This window comes from Streptomyces sp. NBC_01320 (assembly GCF_035974375.1).
In the GTDB taxonomy this organism is placed as follows: domain Bacteria; phylum Actinomycetota; class Actinomycetes; order Streptomycetales; family Streptomycetaceae; genus Streptomyces; species Streptomyces yanii.
This window is the reverse complement of sequence record NZ_CP108390.1, coordinates 9520228-9537619: the sequence shown is the minus strand read 5'-3', so window position 1 is coordinate 9537619 and position 17392 is coordinate 9520228. Positions and strand designations below refer to the sequence as shown.

13 protein-coding genes are annotated in these 17392 nt (G+C 70.1%); 7 read left to right on the top strand and 6 right to left on the bottom strand.

The window, feature by feature from the left end; all coding sequences use genetic code 11:
• The first annotated feature begins 386 nt into the window (after positions 1-386).
• Entirely contained in the window at positions 387-1637 is a 1251-nt protein-coding gene (locus tag OG395_RS43450; protein WP_327241299.1) for an IS110 family transposase, read from the top strand.
• Positions 1638-1696: 59 nt separating this feature from the next.
• Here the strand turns inward: OG395_RS43450 and OG395_RS43445 are convergent, their stop codons facing one another.
• The 3 genes from OG395_RS43445 to OG395_RS43435 are packed head-to-tail and all read right to left on the bottom strand — an operon-like array spanning position 1697 to position 4769.
• Positions 1697-2590, bottom strand: a complete 894-nt coding sequence (locus tag OG395_RS43445) for a carbohydrate ABC transporter permease (protein ID WP_327247824.1) — start codon at positions 2588-2590, stop codon at positions 1697-1699.
• On the bottom strand, positions 2590-3519 hold the full coding sequence (locus tag OG395_RS43440; RefSeq protein ID WP_376666796.1) for a carbohydrate ABC transporter permease: 930 nt from the start codon (positions 3517-3519) through the stop codon (positions 2590-2592). Before OG395_RS43440 ends, OG395_RS43445 begins: the two co-directional genes overlap by 1 nt.
• Positions 3520-3521: 2 nt before the next feature.
• A complete protein-coding gene (locus OG395_RS43435) occupies positions 3522-4769 on the bottom strand; it encodes an extracellular solute-binding protein (protein ID WP_327249641.1) in 1248 nt (415 codons plus the stop codon).
• A gap of 213 nt (positions 4770-4982) precedes the next feature.
• Here OG395_RS43435 and OG395_RS43430 point away from each other — a divergent pair, with 213 nt between their 5' ends.
• Entirely contained in the window at positions 4983-6041 is a 1059-nt protein-coding gene (locus OG395_RS43430; protein WP_327247823.1) for a LacI family DNA-binding transcriptional regulator, read from the top strand.
• 538 nt (positions 6042-6579) lie between these two features.
• Complete coding sequence (locus OG395_RS43425; protein ID WP_327247822.1) at positions 6580-9318, top strand: SpoIIE family protein phosphatase; 2739 nt, start codon at positions 6580-6582, stop codon at positions 9316-9318.
• A gap of 324 nt (positions 9319-9642) precedes the next feature.
• Here the strand turns inward: OG395_RS43425 and OG395_RS43420 are convergent, their stop codons facing one another.
• Positions 9643-10359 carry a cupin domain-containing protein gene (locus OG395_RS43420; RefSeq protein ID WP_327247821.1) on the bottom strand — a complete coding sequence of 239 codons (717 nt, stop codon included), beginning with the start codon at positions 10357-10359 and terminating at the stop codon, positions 9643-9645.
• Between the two features lie 272 nt (positions 10360-10631).
• Between OG395_RS43420 and OG395_RS43415 the strand changes: the two genes are divergently transcribed.
• The 4 genes from OG395_RS43415 to OG395_RS43400 all read left to right on the top strand — a co-directional run bounded on the left by OG395_RS43415 (position 10632) and on the right by OG395_RS43400 (position 14503).
• A complete protein-coding gene (locus tag OG395_RS43415) occupies positions 10632-11720 on the top strand; it encodes a WD40/YVTN/BNR-like repeat-containing protein (RefSeq protein ID WP_327247820.1) in 1089 nt (362 codons plus the stop codon).
• Positions 11721-11754: 34 nt separating this feature from the next.
• The gene (locus OG395_RS43410) at positions 11755-12432 is read left to right on the top strand and encodes a uracil-DNA glycosylase (RefSeq protein ID WP_327247819.1); all 678 of its coding nucleotides are present in this window, start codon (positions 11755-11757) and stop codon (positions 12430-12432) included.
• On the top strand, positions 12429-13460 hold the full coding sequence (locus OG395_RS43405; protein ID WP_327247818.1) for an N-acetylglucosamine kinase: 1032 nt from the start codon (positions 12429-12431) through the stop codon (positions 13458-13460). The genes OG395_RS43410 and OG395_RS43405 overlap by 4 nt, the downstream gene beginning before the upstream one ends.
• Positions 13461-13579: 119 nt before the next feature.
• Positions 13580-14503: a sirohydrochlorin chelatase gene (locus OG395_RS43400; RefSeq protein ID WP_078840297.1), complete on the top strand. Its 924-nt coding sequence runs from the start codon at positions 13580-13582 to the stop codon at positions 14501-14503.
• A gap of 101 nt (positions 14504-14604) precedes the next feature.
• Here OG395_RS43400 and OG395_RS43395 read toward each other — a convergent pair whose 3' ends face one another.
• Positions 14605-15660, bottom strand: a complete 1056-nt coding sequence (locus OG395_RS43395; RefSeq protein WP_327247817.1) for a lactonase family protein — start codon at positions 15658-15660, stop codon at positions 14605-14607.
• Between the two features lie 133 nt (positions 15661-15793).
• On the bottom strand, positions 15794-17308 hold the full coding sequence (locus OG395_RS43390) for an FUSC family protein (RefSeq protein ID WP_327247816.1): 1515 nt from the start codon (positions 17306-17308) through the stop codon (positions 15794-15796).
• Positions 17309-17392: the final 84 nt, after the last annotated feature.

Genomic DNA, 17392 nt, shown 5'->3' with positions numbered 1-17392 from the left:
TAATTCGTGTGTAGGCGGTTCCAGATCAGCTCGTGGGTGAGCTGCTGGACTGTTGAAGCGGGTTGGGTTCGTAGCGGCCGCGTGGGCACCGGGCAGACTCCTGTCGGTTCCCGGCCCGTCGAGGCCTTATGAGAGAACGGTGGCGCCCGGTGTCTTCGGGCCGCTGCGGAACCCAACCCGGCCTCCCGTACGTAGATCGTTGTGGTGTGAGCCCGTCGCAGGGCGACCTCTTCGCTTCCTCCCGAGCCGCCGAGCTCTTCGTAAGACGGAGGCCCCTGCGGTGCGCTGGTGCCGCGAACGGCTAGTGAGATGGCGGACCGAAGAGTCCTGGAATTAGGTCGCCGCGTGGCCCGCACAGGCTCACCACCTGCGCACACAACAAGTGAATGGAGAACCGTGTGACCGTGTTCTGCGGGATCGACTGGGCCGAGAGTCACCATGACGTGGCTCTGGTCGATGACACCGGACAGCTGCTGGCCAAGCGCCGCATCACGGATGACACGGCGGGCTACCGGCTGCTGCTGGACCTGCTCGCCGAGTACGGCGACACCGCCGAGGAACCGATTCCCGTGGCCATCGAGACCGGGCGGGGTCTGCTCGTTGCCGCCCTGAACACCGGAACACGGCCGATCTACGCGATCAACCCCCTCGCCGCGGCCCGCTATCGCGACCGCCACAGTGTCTCGCGCAAGAAGTCCGACGCCGGCGATGCCCTGGTCCTGGCGAACATCCTGCGAACCGATGGACACGCGCACCGCCAGCTGCCCGCCGACACCGATCTCGCACGGGCGATCACTGTCCTCGCCCGTGCCCAGCAAGACGCGGTCTGGGCGCGTCAGCAGCTGGTCAACCAGGTCCGCTCGCTGCTGCGGGAGTTCTTCCCTGCCGCCCTGGACGCTTTCCTGGGCAAGCAGTACGGCCTGGCCCGCCCCGAGGCCCGCGCGGTGCTGACCTCGGCACCGACCCCGGCCAGGGCCGCCAGACTCACCCCGGCCCAACTGCGGGCGGCACTGAAACGCGCGGGCCGCACCCGGGGCATCGACGCCGAGGCCGATCGCCTGCGAACCATTTTCCGCGCTGACTACGCCCACCAGCCGCAGGCCGTCGAGGATGCCATGGGCTATCAACTTCTGGCATTGATACGCCAGTTGCACGCAGCCTGCCTGGCCGCCGAGGAACTCGCGACGGCGGTGGAGGAACATTTTCGCCGGCACCCGGACGCTGAGATCCTCCTCAGCTTTCCCGGCCTGGGAGTACAGCTCGCCGCCCGGGTGCTCGCCGAGATCGGAGACGACCGCAGCCGCTTCGCTGACGCCCGCGCTTTGAAGGCCTACGCGGGATCGGCTCCCATCACTCGCGCTTCGGGCAAGAAACGCTACGTCGGACGGCGCTTCATCAAGAACGACCGACTGATCACCGCTGGATTTCTCTGGGCCTTCTCCTCGCTGAGAGCCTCTTCTGGGGCTGACACGCACTACCGCCGACGACGCGAGCACGGGGACTGGCATGCCCAGGCCCAGCGGCACCTGTTCAACCGCATGATCGGCCAGCTCTACCACTGCTTGCAGACCGGACAACTCTTCGACGAACAGCATGCCTTCACCTCCTCGGCAGCGGTGTTGACCGTCGCAGCTTGACTTCTTAGGCACGTGAGATGTCTCTCATGAGTGCGGTGGTGCGGGGCGGCGTCGGTGTGCTACTTGCCGCCCACCCCCATCAGTCCGTTGATCAGCGCCTTCCGTGCCACGAGGTACACGGCGAAGATCGGCACGACGGAGAGGACGATCGCGGCCAGCACGGCCGGGATGTTGACTCCGAACTGGGTCTGGAAGTTGAAGAGACCGAGGGTCAGTACGCGGTTCTCCTCCGACTGCGTCAGGATCAGCGGGAACAGGAAGCCGTTCCATGCCTGGAGCGCCGTGTAGATCGCCACCGTGCTGATGCCGCCCTTCGACATCGGTACCGCCAGCTGCCACAGCATCCGCAGGGGCGTCGCGCCGTCGAGCGCCATCGCCTCGTACATCTCCTCGGAGACATCGCGCATGGTGCCGCTGAGAATCAGTACCGCCACCGGCATCGCGAAAGCCGCCGTCGGCAGGATGATCGCGGGCAGGCTGTCGTAGAGCCCCATCTTGCCGATGAGCAGATACAGCGGCACGATCACCGCCTGCGCCGGGATCGCGACGCCGAGCAGGAAGGTCCGGAAGGCGAGCGAGGAGAGCCGGCTGCGGGTGCGCACGGCCACGTAGGCGACGGGCACCGCGAGCACCAGCACGATGGCCACGGTGGAGGCGGCGACGATCACCGTGTTGCCGAGCATCGTGGAGAAGCCGCTGTCCAACACGGTCTTGTAGTTGTCGAGCGTGGGGTTGGTCGGGAAGGCCAGCGGGTCGCCGTTGAGCGCCTCGTCCTGGTGCATCAGGGACGAGGAGATCAGCGTGTAGAGCGGTACGACCACGAGGACGAGCCAGACCAGCGAGCCCAGACCGGCCAGTGGGTTGCCCCACCGCTTCCGGCGGCGGGCTGTGGCCAGGCGGGTTCGGAACGCGGGCGACACGGTCGGCGCCGCGTGGCGGGTGTCGACTGACATCACATACCTTCCCGGGTGGACCGCATGTTCCCGAATCCGCTGAAGCGGACCAGGACCAGCGACAGGGCGGTGGCCACCACGACCAGGGCCGTGGCGATCGCCGCGGCGTAGCCGAGGTCGTAGGTCTGGAAGCCGGTCCGGTACATCAGATACGGCAGGACCGTGGTGTCCGTGCCGGGACCGCCCTTGGTCATGATCAGCACGGTGTCGAAGTACGTCAGCGAGCCGACGATCATCAGGACCGACGAGGTCGTGATGGTGTTGCGCAGCTGCGGCAGCGTGATGTGGAAGAACTGCCGGAACATACCGGCGCCGTCCATCTCGGCCGCCTGGTAGAGCACCTGGGGGATCTGCCGGGTGCCGCCCTGATAGATCAGGGTGTGGAACGGCATGAACTGCCAGCCGCCGACGAACGCCACGGTGAGCAGGGCGCCGGTGGACGATCCCATGACGTTCGGGTCGATCCCGAACCAGGGCCCGATCTCCTTGATCACGCCGAAGTTGGGGTCCAGCAGGGCGTGGAAGAGCATGGCGATGGCGGTGGTGGAGAGCAGCAGCGGGACGAAGAAGACCGCGGAGAGCACGGCCCGGCTGCGCTGGCGACCTGCCGCCCAGACCCCGAGCAGCAGTGCCACGGGGGTCTGGAAGGCCCAGCTGATGGTGGTCAGCAGGAGGCTCAGCCAGGCGGCCTGGCGGACTTCCGGGTCCTTGAACAGCCGGGTCCAGTTGTCCAGGCCGGCCGAGGTCGGGGAGTTCAGCCCGTCCCACTTGCAGAAGGAGAGATACACGGCGATCGCCAGCGGGACGATCGCGAAGACGGCGAAGAAGAGGATGCCGGGCAGGGCCCAGCTGACGGGGGGACGGCCGACGTTGCCGACGGCCGTCTTCCTGCCTCCGCGCATCTTCGGGTGCGGAGTGTGAGCGGACATTCTTACTTGACGGCCTTCATCGCTGCGACGAACTGCTCAGGGCTGGACTTGCCGGCGAACAGCTTGCTGAGCTCCGTGAGCAGCGGGGTGGCGTACTGGGACTCCAGAGCCTGGTCCCACGAGAGTGTGAAGCTGGGCGCCTTCTGGACCAGGCTGTACTGGTCGTTGGCGAACTGCGGGTTGGGCGACGTGCTCAGCATCGAGGCCGCGTTGGAGGTGGTGGGGATGTCCCCGTTGTCGACCAGCGCCTTGGCGTACTTCTGCGAGGCCATCGTCTTGAGGAAGGCGATCGCGGCGTCCTTGTGCTTGGTGCGCCCGTTGATCGACCAGTAGTTGGTGGGGTTGCCCACCACGTCCGCCGCGTCGCCGACCCCGCCGGCCACGGTCGGGAAGGCGGTCCAGCCGAGGTCCTTCTTGGCGAACTCGGGCGCCTTGCCCAGCTGGGTCGAGTACTCCCACGAACCCATGAGGTGCATGGCGGCCTTGCCCTTGTTGAGAAGCGTGGGCGCGCCACCGTTGCCGTAGTCGACGGAGTTGAAGTTCTTGCCGAAAGCACCCTGGTCGACGAGGTCCTTGACGGTCTGGGCCGCCTTCAGTACCGCCGGGTCGCCCCAGCCGGAGCTGTCGCCGTTCTGGATCTTCTTGAAGACCTCGGGTCCGCCGATCCGGTCGAGCAGGTACTCCATCCACATCAGCTCGGGCCACTTGTCGGAACCGCCGAGGGCGAAGGGCGTGATGCCCTTGGCCTTGAAGGTGGTGATGGCCTTCTGCAGGTCCTCCCAGGTCTTGGGGGCCTCGACCTTGTTCTCGGCGAAGAGCGTCTTGTTGTAGAAGAGCATCACGGGCTGCATGCCGCGCATCGGCACCCCGTAGATCTTCCCGTCGAGGCCGCCCGCCGTCATGATCGACGGAAGGAATCCGTCCTTGAGCTCTGCGTCGCCGTTGACGGTCGACGTGAGGTCGACCAGCTGCTTGGCGTCGACGTAGGGCTTGATCGAACCGCCGCCCCAGTTGAAGAAGATGTCCGGGGCGCTCGGCGAGCCCATCGAGCTGCGGAGCTTGTTCACGTAGTCGGTGCCGGGGACCGAGACAAGCTTGACCTTGACCTTGGAGGTCTTGTTGAACTCCGTTACCGCAGCTTGCTGGACCTTGACCGCGTCATCACCGTAGACATAGGCGGTGATGGTTCCGCCGTCGCTGCCGCTGCCGCTGCCGGATCCGCAACCTGCCAGCAGCCCGGCCATGACCATGGCGGCGCCTGCCGCGGTCCATCTCGCCGCACGTGTGCCCTGAGTGAAAATTCCCGACCGCATGACCGCACCTCTGTCGAATGTTTCGGGGTCGCTTTCGAATGTTGCCGGAACGGTACGGTCGTGTTTCGGGCACGTCAAGAGGTTGCCGGAAGGATTTTCCGAACCCTGACCCCTTCCCCGATCGGAGCCACGGGAAGCTACGATTCCCGTATGAGCCCTGCGAAGGTCCAGTCCCCACAGGAGAAGGCGTCTGCCGACGAGCAGTCGGAGAGCACTGCCACGCTGGCGGAGATCGCCCGCGCGGCCGGAGTGTCGGCTCCGACAGTTTCGAAAGTGCTGAACGGCCGCGCCGACGTTGCACCCGGTACGCGCACCAGGGTGGAGGAGTTGCTGCTGCTCCACGGCTACCGCCGCAGGCGGGGTTCCACGGCACAGTCCCACCTGATCGATCTGGTCTTCCACGAGCTCGACAGCAGCTGGGCCATGGAGGTCGTCCGGGGCGTCGAGAACGTCGCCCGGGAGGAGGGACTGAGCCTGGTTCTCTCCGAGAGCGCAGGACGGCTGACCCCCGGCCAGACCTGGGTGGACGGCGTGCTGGCGCGCCGTCCGGTCGGTGTGATCCTGGTGCTCTCGGATCTGACCGCAGCCCAGCGCGCCCAGCTGACCAGCCGAAACATTCCGTTCGCAGTGGTCGACCCCGCGGGCGACCCGGGTGACGACGTGCCGTCGGTCGGAACGACGAACTGGCAGGGCGGACTGGCCGCCACCCGCCACCTGACCGGTCTCGGACACCGACGGATCGGCGTCATCAGCGGCCCGTCCCGCATGATGTGCAGCCGCGCCCGCGTCGACGGCTACCGGGCCGCGATGGAGACAGCGGGTCTGCCCGTCGATCCCGATCTGATCCGGGAGGGCGAGTTCTCGCACGAGGACGGCTACACCGCGGCGCTGGAACTCCTGCGGCTGCCGGAGCCGCCCACCGCGGTGTTCGCCGGCAACGATCTGCAGGCACTCGGCGTCTACGAAGCCGCCCGCGAACTGGGGCTGCGCATCCCGGAGGACCTCAGCGTCGTCGGCTTCGACGATCTGCCGCTCACCCGGTGGATCGGGCCACCGCTCACCACGGTGCGGCAGCCGCTCATCGCGATGGCCGAGACGGCGGCCCGGCTGGTTCTCGATCTCGGCCGGGGCCGGCAGCCGGCGACCACCCGGGTCGACCTCGCCACCAACCTGGTGGTGCGCAGCAGCACGGCGGAACCGAGCCACTGACATTTGTCCCGACCTGCGGCTCCCACCGGTGTGCGTGATTGAGGTCGAGATGTCGCCCGATCTTGATACGGGTGGGACGATCGGCTCGGCGAGGTGAGCATCGCCGTGGGCCGATCGCAGCCCACGGCCTCGTCGGGGGCTGTCCGCGTCCAGGCGACCCGATTCGCGGACAGCGAGCGAGGTCGCCGGGGTCCGGCAGCCGGTCCTCCGTGGCGGGACGCGGTATGGAGGAACCGGCGCGGGGTCTGCGCCCCGCCTCTTCATGTCCTGCCCCCTGCCCCTCGGGCCTGGCGTGCCTGGGCGCAGGCGCTTTCGATCCTTGTCGGTGACGAAGGCAAAGGTGGCGCCGCCCTGTCCGACCCAGGGGTGTCGGGGGGTGGGTCAGCATGCGGATGTCGGCGCTGAAGGGCGGCGGGTCGGGCCGACCGAGTTCCCCTTCGTCGCACATGCGGCGCCCCATGATGAAGGCCGCGGCCTGACCGCGTACCGGCGCTACACGCACGACATTTTGTATGGACATAGCGGGTAAACAGGAGCTATGGGCGGCTTTGGCGCATATATTTCAAGGCTCCGACGATCGAAGTCCGGTCGCTCCCGTGCCCTGCTCGGCGTGCGCAGCGTCGCCGCGGAAGTGCTGCTGCTGGAACTGGTGCTCGTGGTGCTGCTCGTCGCCGCGGCGGCGCTCTCGCTCGTGGTGCAGGGTCGGCGGGCCGCCGTTCACGAAGCCGAGAGAGGTTCGTACGCCGTCGCCCAGGCGTTCGCTCACTCCCCCGGCATCGTCACGGCGCTGGACAGCCCCAATCCCACCGCTGTGCTGCAGCCGCTTGCGGAGAAGATCCGGAAGACCACCCACGTCGATACCGTCGTCGTGACCGACATACACGGTATCCGCTACACCCACCCCGATCCCGCGCTGATCGGCAAGCACATCCTCGGCCCGTACAAGGAGGCGCTTCACGGGCATGGCTTCACCCGTACCTTCACGGGAAGCCGGGGGCCGGCCGTGAACTCGGTGGTGCCCGTGACGAGGGCCGACGGCTCGACCGCCGGCCTGGTGTCCGTGGGCATCAGGGTTACCAACGTGAACAAACTGGCCGACCGCGAACTGCCGGCGCTGGTCGGCGCCGCGGTTGCCACATTTGCCCTCACCGCCGGCGGTGCGGCACTGATCAGCCGACGTCTGCGGCGGCAGACGCACGGCCTCGGCCCTGCCGAGATGACGCGGCTGTACGAGCATCACGACGCGGTGCTGCACTCCGTACGCGAAGGCGTCCTCATCATCGACGGCAATGGGCGACTGCTGCTGGCCAACGACGAGGCCCGGCGACTGCTGCGCCTGCCCGCGAACGCCGAGGGGCTTCCGGTGACAGGCATCGGCCTGCCTCCTCCCCTCGCAGAACGGCTCGCCTCGGGCCGCTCCGTCTCCGACGAGGTGCGCATGGCCGGCGACCGGCTGCTGGCCGTGAATCTGCGGCCCACCGACGAACACGGCGGACCTGCCGGGACGGTCGCGACCCTGCGCGACACGACAGAACTGGCCGCACTGGCCGGCCGGGCCGCCGAGGTACGCGAGCGGCTGCTCCTGCTGCACACGGCCGGTGTGCGCATCGGTACAACACTGGATGTGACCCGGACCGCGGAGGAACTGGCCGAAGTGGTGGTCCCCCGTTTCGCCGACTTCGCCTCGGTCGATCTCGCCGAGCCCGTGCTGCGCGGTGAGGAACCGTCGGTGCCGCTCGGCACCGTGCTGAACATGCGGCGTACAGCCGCGGCGGGCGTGCGCGCAGACCACCCCCCCTTCTACCCGATCGGGCGGGTCGTCGGGTTCGTTCCCACCAGCCCGGCAACCCTGGGACTGATCCATGGACACACCATGCTGGTGCCGGACCTGTCCTCCGAACCTGGCTGGCAGGGGACCGACCCCGAACGGTCGGCGAGGATCCTCGCGTACGGTGTCCACTCCCTGCTCTCCGTTCCGCTGCACGCACGCGGTGCGGTCCTGGGCATGGCGAATTTCTGGCGCTCGGAGAATCCGGACCCCTTCGACGAGGACGATCTGACATTCGCCGAGGAACTGGTCGCCCGGGCGGCCGTCTGCGTCGACAACGCCCGCCGCTACACCCGCGAGCACGAGATGGCGGTGACGCTGCAGCGCAGCCTGCTGCCCCGCGACCTGCCCGAGCAGAACGCACTCGACATCGCTTACCGCTATCTGCCGGCTCAGGCGGGGGTGGGCGGCGACTGGTTCGACGTCATTCCGCTGCCCGGCGCCCGCGTCGCGCTGGTCGTCGGTGACGTCGTCGGGCACGGTCTGCACGCCGCCGCGACGATGGGCCGCCTGCGCACCGCGGTCCACAACTTCTCCGCACTGGACCTTCCGGCCGACGAGCTCCTCGCGCGCATCGACGAACTGGTCGCGCGGACCGACCGGACGGAGAACGCCGACGGCGGGCGCGCGGAGATCACGGGAGCCACCTGCCTGTACGCCGTCTACGACCCGGTGGCCGGCACCTGCTCCGCTGCCCGGGCGGGCCATCCCGGTCCCGTCCTGGTGCTGCCCGACGGCACGGTGCAGTCCCCCCATGTCCCCGCAGGCCTGCCCCTGGGCACCGGCTGGCTGCCCTTCGAGTCGGTGGAGTTGCCCCTGCCGGAGGGGAGCCGTCTGGTGCTCTACACCGACGGTCTCGTCGAGTCGCGCGAGCGGGACTTCGACACCGGACTCGACACGATGCGCACAGCGCTGGCCGGACAGCACCGGACCCCGGAAGAGACCTGCGACGACCTGGTCTCCGCGCTCCTGCCCACCCCTCCGGGTGACGACGCCGTCCTCCTGGTGGCCGCTACGCACACCCTCGACCCCTCCCATGTCGGCGAATGGGACGTCGAGTCCGACCCGTCGGCCGTCGCCGGGGTCCGCAAGGACGTGTCCCAGTGGCTCATCGACCAGGGGCTGGAGGAGGAGACCTTCGCGACCGAGCTGATCCTCAGTGAGCTGGTCACCAACGCCATCCGCTACGGCGACCCTCCCATCCGGGTCCGGATGCTGCACGACCGGGCCCTGATCTGCGAGGTGTCCGACTCCAGCAGCACCGCACCGCATCTGCGCTATGCGTCGACGACGGACGAGGGTGGCCGCGGCCTGTATCTCGTCGCCCAGTTCGCCGATCGCTGGGGCACCCGCTATACAGCCGAGGGCAAGATCATCTGGTCCGAACAGACACCGGGCGCGACTGGAGCGCCGACATTCGCGTGGACCGACGAGACCCTGGACATCTGAGCGCGCCACCAGGACCGCCGTCGCCACGCCGTGGGGCACGACCTCGGCCAGTGCCCCTCCCGGCAGGCTTTGCCCCGTCGCACCGCCCGGCACGCCCTCCCCCAAGGCCTTGAGGGCCAGGGGGGACCCCCTTCCGCGTCGGCCAAAAGCCCTGGTAGTTCCTCCCCCGAACTCTCCACTCCGTTCGAGCAGGGCAGACCCCGTCCAAGGACGTCCGGCCGCCCTGCGATCCCACGCACCGGACGACGCTCCTCATGGCGCAAACATGGCCGGTCACGGCACCAGCATCGCCCGGACCCTTGGCGACACCGCAGCCACCGACGCTCAGCCGCTGTAGACATCGAGACGGCCACACATCCCGAACTTTCCGTACGCCGAAGGCTGTTGGGCATACATGCAGGCAGCCGCGAGGTGGCCGCCGTCCCCCTGCGCCAGGGCGTCCAGCTGGTCGCCGGTTGCCCGGGATGCGGCGGCGGCGCCCTGTTCCCAGCGCCGCCGCCAGTCGTCCGTCCGATGTCTCACGAGCGCGGCGGCCGCCCGGTGGAAGGCGGCGAGCGGCTCGGTGTCGCCCGCCTCCGTGGCCCGGCGCAGCGCGAGAAAGCCCTGGACGGCGAGGTCGCGGCGGGCGAGGGCGGCGCCTTCCTGTTCCGGCTCGGAGCCGTGGACGGGCAGAGCAACGGCCGCGCGATAGGTGTCGGGGTCCGTCAGGAAGCGCGGCGGGAGAGTGAGCACGGCGTCGCCCGCCTCGGGCAGTCCGCTGTTCTGCATGAGAACGACGATGCGCAGGTCCTCGTCGTTGACGAGCCGGTGGATCGTGCCGGGGGTGAACCACACCAGCGCACCGGCGGCCAGGGGCGTCTGCCGGAAGCCGGACACGGTGAGCGTCTGTACCGAGCCCGTGCCCCCGACCACCACATACCCCTCGGAACAGGTGAGATGGAGGTGGGGCGTGCCGCCGCGCAGTCCGTCCTCGGTGGGCCAGTCGTAGACCCTGAGGTGGGAGACGGCTACGGCGCCGGGCAGTCCTTCGAAGGTCACCACGCGCGCTCCTCGGTCCGGTTCGTCGGCTGTTCGTCGGGGGCCCATCGAGGGCCACGGATTGGGCAAGCGCTTTCTACGAGGGAAGTTACGGCCCGCCCCGGACGGCGGTCAAGGGTGCCCCGACGGTGTCGGCGACGACCCGGGTACAGAATCGCCGCCCGCCCCGCACTCGCCGTCCGACCTGCGCAAACGCCTTCTCTGCGAGCCACTGTCAGTGGCCGGGTGCAGACTGACCCGTGTCCGCGACAAAGGCGTTTCGGGAGGTGTCGGCGATGTCCGACGTACTGCTCACTGTGGGAACCCGCAAAGGACTCTTCATCGGCCGCAGACGGGGTGGCACGTGGGAGTTCGGCGACCCGCATTTCAACGCACAGGCGATCTACTCCATCGCCATCGACACCCGCGGCCAGGTCCCCCGGCTGCTGGTCGGCGGGGACAGCGCGCACTGGGGACCCTCGGTGTTCCACTCCGACGACCTGGGCGCCACCTGGGTCGAGCCGAAGCAACCGGCGGTGAAATTCCCCCAGTTCACCGGGGCGTCGCTGGAGCGGGTCTGGCAGCTGCACCCGGCCGGGGCAGAGGCGCCGGATGTCGTGTACGCGGGGACGGAGCCGGCCGCGCTCTTCCGCTCCGAGGACCGCGGGGAGTCGTTCGAGATGGTGCGCCCGCTGTGGGAGCATCCGACGCGCTCGAAGTGGGTCCCGGGCGGGGGCGGCGAGGGGCTGCACACGATCCTGACCGACCCGAGGGACGCGCAGGCGGTGACCGTCGCGGTCTCCACGGCCGGGGTGTTCCGCACCAAGGACGGCGGAGCGAGCTGGGCCCCGTCGAACAAGGGGGTGTCGGCGGTCTTCCTGCCGGATCCGAACCCGGAGTTCGGCCAGTGCGTCCACAAGGTCACCCGGGATGCGGTCGATCCGGACCGGCTCTATCTCCAGAACCACTGGGGCGTGTTCCGGAGTGACGACTCCGGGGACAACTGGACGGATATCGGCGGGGGGCTGCCTTCCGACTTCGGCTTCGCCGCGGCCGCGCATCCGCACCGGGCGGAGACGGCGTACATCTTCCCGATCAACGCCGATGCCGACCGCGTGCCGGCCGAGCACCGCTGCCGGGTGTTCCGTACGAGCGACGCGGGCAACAACTGGGAGCCGCTGTCCGCCGGACTGCCCGAGGAAACGCATTACGGCACGGTGCTGCGCGACGCCCTCTGCACGGACGACGCCGATCCGGCGGGTGTCTATTTCGGCAATCGGAACGGCGAGGTGTACGCGAGCCGGGACGACGGGGACAGCTGGGAGCAGCTCGCCTCGCATCTGCCGGACGTCCTCTGTGTACGGGCGGCAGTCGTCGGCGGTTGATCACCCCGGTCGTATGAGCAGTAGAGTGCGGCCCGTGGCAGCAAGACCGTTGAAAGAAATCATCGAGCCGGGATGGGCGCAGGCCCTGGAACCCGTGGCCGAACGCATCGCCGCGATGGGCGACTTCCTGCGCGCGGAGATCGCCGCTGGGCGCACCTATCTGCCCGCGGGGCAGAATGTGCTCCGGGCGTTCCAGCAGCCGTTCGACGAGGTGCGGGTCCTGATCGTCGGTCAGGACCCGTACCCCACACCAGGACATGCGGTGGGACTGAGCTTCGCAGTCGCGCCGGAGGTCCGGCCACTGCCGGGCAGCCTGGAGAACATCTACCGGGAGCTTCACACGGACCTGGGGCTGCCCCGGCCGTCCAACGGCGATCTGACGCCCTGGACCCGCCAGGGGGTACTGCTGCTCAACAGGGCGCTGACGACGGCGCCCCGTCGGCCGGCGGCGCATCGCGGCAAGGGCTGGGAGGAAGTGACCGAACAGGCGATCCAGGCGCTGGTGGCGCGCGGCACACCGCTGGTGTCGGTCCTGTGGGGGCGCGACGCCCGCAATCTGCGGCCGCTGCTCGGTGAGCTCCCGGCGATCGAGTCCTCGCACCCCTCCCCCATGTCCGCGGACCGCGGGTTCTTCGGCTCACGGCCGTTCAGCCGGGCCAATGAACTGCTGGAACGCCAGGGCGCCGGGCCGGTCGACTGGCAGCTTCCGTGACCGCCTCCGCGGGGTCGTACGTCCTCGGTGTGGACTCGGGCGGTTCCGGGCTCCGGGTGGCGCTCGGCGCGATCGGGGCTGAGAAGCCGGTGGCGACGGCGGTCTGCGCCGAGCCGGTGCGGACCGGCCCGGCCGGGATCGATGCCGGACACCTGCTGGAGCAGCTCCTTCCCGCAGTCGACGAGCTGCGGGCGCAGGCCGGGGAGCGGACGAGGTCGGCCGCCGACTCGTCCGTCGTCGCCGTGGCGATCGGCGCCGCCGGCATGGCGACGCTCGGGGAGCAGCTGCGCGCGGAGCTGCCCGCGGCGCTGGAGCGGGCGCTCGGGGTGCAGCTGCTGGCGCTGGCCGCCGACGCGGTGACGGCGTACGCGGGAGCGGTCGGACAGCGGCCGGGAGCCGTCGTCGCGGGCGGCACCGGCATGATCGCGCTGGGGACGGATCTGACGAGCTGGCGCCGGGCCGACGGCTGGGGCCACCTCCTCGGCGACAGCGGCGGCGGTGCCTGGATCGGGCGGGCCGGGCTCGATGCTGCGATGCGCGCCCATGACGGTCGGCGCGGCGGTTCGGTCGCGCTGTTGGCCCGGCTGGAGGCGGTGTTCGGTCCGGCGCCGGAGCTGCCCGGTCTGCTCTATCCGCGTACCGACCGTCCGGCGCTGCTGGCCTCGTTCGCCCCCGAGGTCGCCGCGTGCGCCGGGGACGATCCGGTCGCCGCGGGCATTCTGCGGGACGCCGCCGGTCATATCGCGGAGGCGGCCGCCGCGGTGTGCCCGGAGCGCGGGGCGACCGACGAACCGTGCGAAGTGGCCCTGACGGGTGGCTTGTTCCGGATGGGTGATCCACTCCTCGTACCCCTGCGTGAGGAGCTCGCCCGGCAACTGCCGCAGGCACGGACGGTCCCCGGTTCGGGTGATCCGCTGACCGGTTCGCTGCGCATCGCCGAGGCGCTGGCCATCGGTGATCTGCGGTTGCCGCTCCACCCGACGCTGCTGTGCGTGCCCGCGTACAGGCCCGGGCGGGGGCGGCCGTAAGGGGCGACAGAGCAGGGCAGTTGTCCGGTAAGCCATTGATCGGATAAAAGCGGACAGATAACGCCCGACTGGGCCCTCCCCGAACAGTGGGGCACCCAAAACCAGTAGCATGCGGCGCCATGAGCACCCCCACTGGGCCCGCTTCCGGCCTGCCTGTACGAATGCCGCGACCTCGCCAGTCCGGACGGCACCGCCGCCCGGAGCCCGTGGTCGCGCCCGAGGGCGCTGCCGCGCTCGTTCTCGCCGTTCCCGGTACCCCCTCTTCGGCCACGCGCAGCCTGGCCGAAGAGGTGATCAGCATTGCCCGTTCCGAGCTGCCCGGTCTCCATGCCCGGATCGGTTACCTCGACGGCGACGATGCCGAGTACCCCACGCTTGTCTCCGTACTCGCGGATTCCGCCGCCGAGCGCATCGCGCGCTTCGAGCAGGCGAAGGCCGCGGGCCGTGAGGTCGCCGAGCCCGAGGGCCCGGCCGCCGTTGTGGTGCCGCTGCTCGCGGGACCGGACAACGCCCTGCTCCGGCGGATACGCCAAGCCGTCATGGACAGCCGTGCACCGGTCGAGCTGACCGATGTGCTCGGCCCGCACCCGCTGCTCGCCGAGGCGCTGCACGTGCGCCTCTCCGAGGCCGGTCTGGCCCGCGCCGACCGTGCCAGGCTGTTCACTGTGGCCACGGCCGCGGACGGGATCGTGCTGGCCACCGTGGGTGGCGAGGAGGCCGTGCAGGCCGCCGGGATCACCGGCATGCTGCTGGCCGCCCGCCTCGCGGTGCCGGTGATGGCCGCTGCTCTCGATGTCGAGGGTTCGGTCGCGTCCATCGCCGACCAGCTGAAGGCCTCCGGTTCGGTGCAGCTGGCCGTGGCGCCGTACCTGGTGGGTCCCGAGGTGACCGAGGGGTTGCTGGACGCCGCCGTGAAGGAGGCGGGCTGCGCGACGGCGGAGCCGCTCGGCGCGTACCCCGCGATCGGCAAGCTTGTCCTGTCGATGTACACGACGGCGCTCGGCATTGCCCCGGTGACGCCGCAGGGGGCCCAGGCCCACTGACCTGATCAGCACAGAGCAGCGGGGCCCGTACCGGACGTTCGACCGGTACGGGCCCCGCTGTGTGCTGTCTCCTGCGCCCTGGGGCCGGACGGTGGGTCGGGTCAGCCGAAGATCACACAGGAGGCGGCAGGAGCCGTCAGCGAGCCCGCGTGGCGTGGGATGCCGGTGCTCGGGTCGACGGCGAACCAGCTGACGTTTCCGGACCGCTCATTGGCCGCGTACAGCCACTGCCCGGTGGGGTCGAGGGCGAGGTCGCGCGGCCAGTGGCCACCGCAGCTCACGGTCGTGACCAGGGACGCCTTCTCGCCCGTCTCGTCGAGGGTGAGGACGGCGATGCTGTCGTGTCCCCGGTTGGCGGCCCAGAGGAACCGGCCGTCGTGCGAGACGACGAGCTCGGACGGGTGGACGACCGCGTCCGCGTCGGCGGCCACGTCCTCGGGCACCACGGTCGTTTCGCCGACCGGTGCGAGGATTCCGGTGGCCGCGTCCCACCGGCAGACGGTGACGGTCGGTTCGAGTTCGTTCAGGACGTAGGCGTGGGTGCCGGCGGGGTGGAAGGCCAGGTGGCGCGGTCCGGTGCCCGGTCGCAGCGCCGTCTCGTCGTGCAGCCGCAGCGTGCCGGTGCTCGTCTCGAGGGCGCAGATCCGTACGGAGTCGGTTCCGAGGTCCACACTCAGCACCCAGGTGCCCGACGGGTCGGGGAGCACCTGGTGGGCGTGCGGGGCCTGCTGGCGGGCCGGGTGCGGACCGCTTCCCTCGTGCCGGAGCACGGACGTCGCGGCGTCCAGCGTTCCGTCGGCGCGCACGGGAAGGGCGGTGACGCTGCCGGAGCCGTAGTTGGCGGTGATCAGGTGTCCGCCGGTCAGTGCGAGGTGGGTGGGTCCGCTGCCGTCCACCGGCCGGATCCCGCCGAGCAGCCGCGGGTCGTCGCCGGTGATGTCAAAAGCGGCGGCCGCGCCGGACTCGGTCTCGCTGACCGTGTAGAGGGTGGTGGAGCCGGGGCCCAGGGCGAGATACGAGGGATCGGGGACGGCGTCCGTGGCGCCGAGGACGGTCAGCGCCCCGGTCTCCCGGTCCATGGCGGCGACGATGACTCCCCGACCGCCCGCCGACGTGAACGACCCTATGAATGCCCGTCCCGCACCGTGGCTGCTCACCGCTTCTGCCCCTCTCCGCCGACTGATCACGACGGTTCGGGCCGCCGTGATCTTCCGGGGCGACGGTAGCAGTGCGCCCTGCGCGGTCTAGACCAGGACCGTGTCACCGCCGCCTGCTGCCGCGGGTCGCGGGTCAGGCCGGGACGAGCGGAGCGCGGGGTGAGGTGCGCAGGGGCGCGGCGAGTTGCGCGAGGGCCCGCTCCAGGGCGTGCAGATGCGCAAGTGCGGCCTCGGCGCCGGGGTGGTGGTGCGCTGCGTGTGCGGGCAGCGCGTTCAGTTCCGTACGGGCAGGTCCCGGCTGCGCCAGGGCGAGCACCGCGGCCTCGACGCGACGGCAGGCCGCTCCGAGCCGGGCATCGTGCGAGGCGTCGGGATCGGCGGCGACCGCGGCGAGACCACGCACCTCGCGGGCGCACAGGTCGAGCAGAGCGAGGACCTGGCGGGCGCGCTCCTTACGGGCCCGCAGCGGGTTGAGCGGATGTACCAGGGGGGCGAGCGAGAGCCTGACCCGGCCGAGCAGCGCCTCCAGTTCGGTCACCTGCGGACCGGGGTCGGCGGTCGGGGAACCCGCCAGGCGGGCGGCGGCCCCGGCGGTGCAGGCGTGTACGCAGCGCAGTGCGCGCTGGATCCAGGCGTCGGTGGTCGCGTGGAGGGTGACGGGCAGTACGAGGAGGACGGCGAGCGCCGAGCCGAGGGCTCCGGCCCCGGTCTCCGTGAGGCGGAGCACGAGCAGCCCCGGATTCAGGACGCCGAGCAGGCCGTACAGCAGTCCGGCCAGCACGGTCACGAAGAAGACCATCCAGCTGTAGGAGACGGCGGCGGTGTAGAAAATGCCGAAGACGCAGACGGCGACGAGGGCCGCGGTGGGAACCGTGTCGCCGTGCAGCGGCACGGCGACCAGCAGCCCTGCGGCGATCCCGGCCACTGTTCCCAGGACGCGGCGGAAGCCGCGGACCAGTGTCTCGCCGCGCGAGGCGGTGTTCACGAAGACCCACCAGACGGTGCCGACGGCCCAGTACCAGCGGTCGGCGGACAGCAGCTGCCCGATGCCGAGCGCGAAGGCGCTGGCGGCGGTTGCCTGGATCGCCTGACGCGTGGTCGTCCGGGCCAGCCCGCGACTGCCCTGGAGTGCGGGTACGACGGGCGTGGGCAGCCGTCGTTCGTAGCACCAGGCTCCGAAGCGGACGGCCGAGGCGGTGATGATCGAGAGCGCGACGGCGGCGTACAGCTCGGGCAGCTGGCCCGGTACGGCGTGCAGGAACTGCGCCATGAAGAACGCCATGAACGCGAAAACCCCCAGGGCATGACCGCGGGGACCCCAGCGGCGCGCGTACACCCCCGCGCAGACGACGGCGAGGAACGCGGCGTCGCGCGCCAGGGGGTAGTCGTGCAGCGCCGTCGCGACTGCCAGGACCGGGAATCCGACGACGGGCAGCAGCGAGGTGGTGAGCCCCTGGTCGCGGACCCGTGCGTCGGTGACCGTGAAGAGTGCGAGCAGAGCGGCGAGGCCGCCGGCGACGGCCGCGGGAAGCGAGTGACTGACCAGGCCCGAAAGGGTCACGGCCAGACCGATGCCGAGAACGGCCCGGGCCGAGCTGCGCAGCCGCAGCCGCCCCGGGTCCGGAGCCACCAACATCCGCTTCAGCACCGATTGCCACTCCCTGTTCTGTCCGGACATGAAAAAGGCGCCGCGGGATCCGCAGCGCCATCGACCGGGTTCATGAGAGCATCT

Coding starts and splice junctions, on each gene's coding strand:
- OG395_RS43430 (WP_327247823.1), top strand. CDS start 4,983: ATGAGCCCTGCGAAGGTCCAGTCCCCACAGGAGAAGGCGTCTGCCGAC.
- OG395_RS43435 (WP_327249641.1), bottom strand. CDS start 4,769: ATGGTCATGGCCGGGCTGCTGGCAGGTTGCGGATCCGGCAGCGGCAGC.
- OG395_RS43450 (WP_327241299.1), top strand. CDS start 387: ATGGAGAACCGTGTGACCGTGTTCTGCGGGATCGACTGGGCCGAGAGT.
- OG395_RS43425 (WP_327247822.1), top strand. CDS start 6,580: ATGGGCGGCTTTGGCGCATATATTTCAAGGCTCCGACGATCGAAGTCC.
- OG395_RS43445 (WP_327247824.1), bottom strand. CDS start 2,590: ATGTCAGTCGACACCCGCCACGCGGCGCCGACCGTGTCGCCCGCGTTC.
- OG395_RS43400 (WP_078840297.1), top strand. CDS start 13,580: ATGAGCACCCCCACTGGGCCCGCTTCCGGCCTGCCTGTACGAATGCCG.
- OG395_RS43440 (WP_376666796.1), bottom strand. CDS start 3,519: ATGTCCGCTCACACTCCGCACCCGAAGATGCGCGGAGGCAGGAAGACG.
- OG395_RS43415 (WP_327247820.1), top strand. CDS start 10,632: ATGTCCGACGTACTGCTCACTGTGGGAACCCGCAAAGGACTCTTCATC.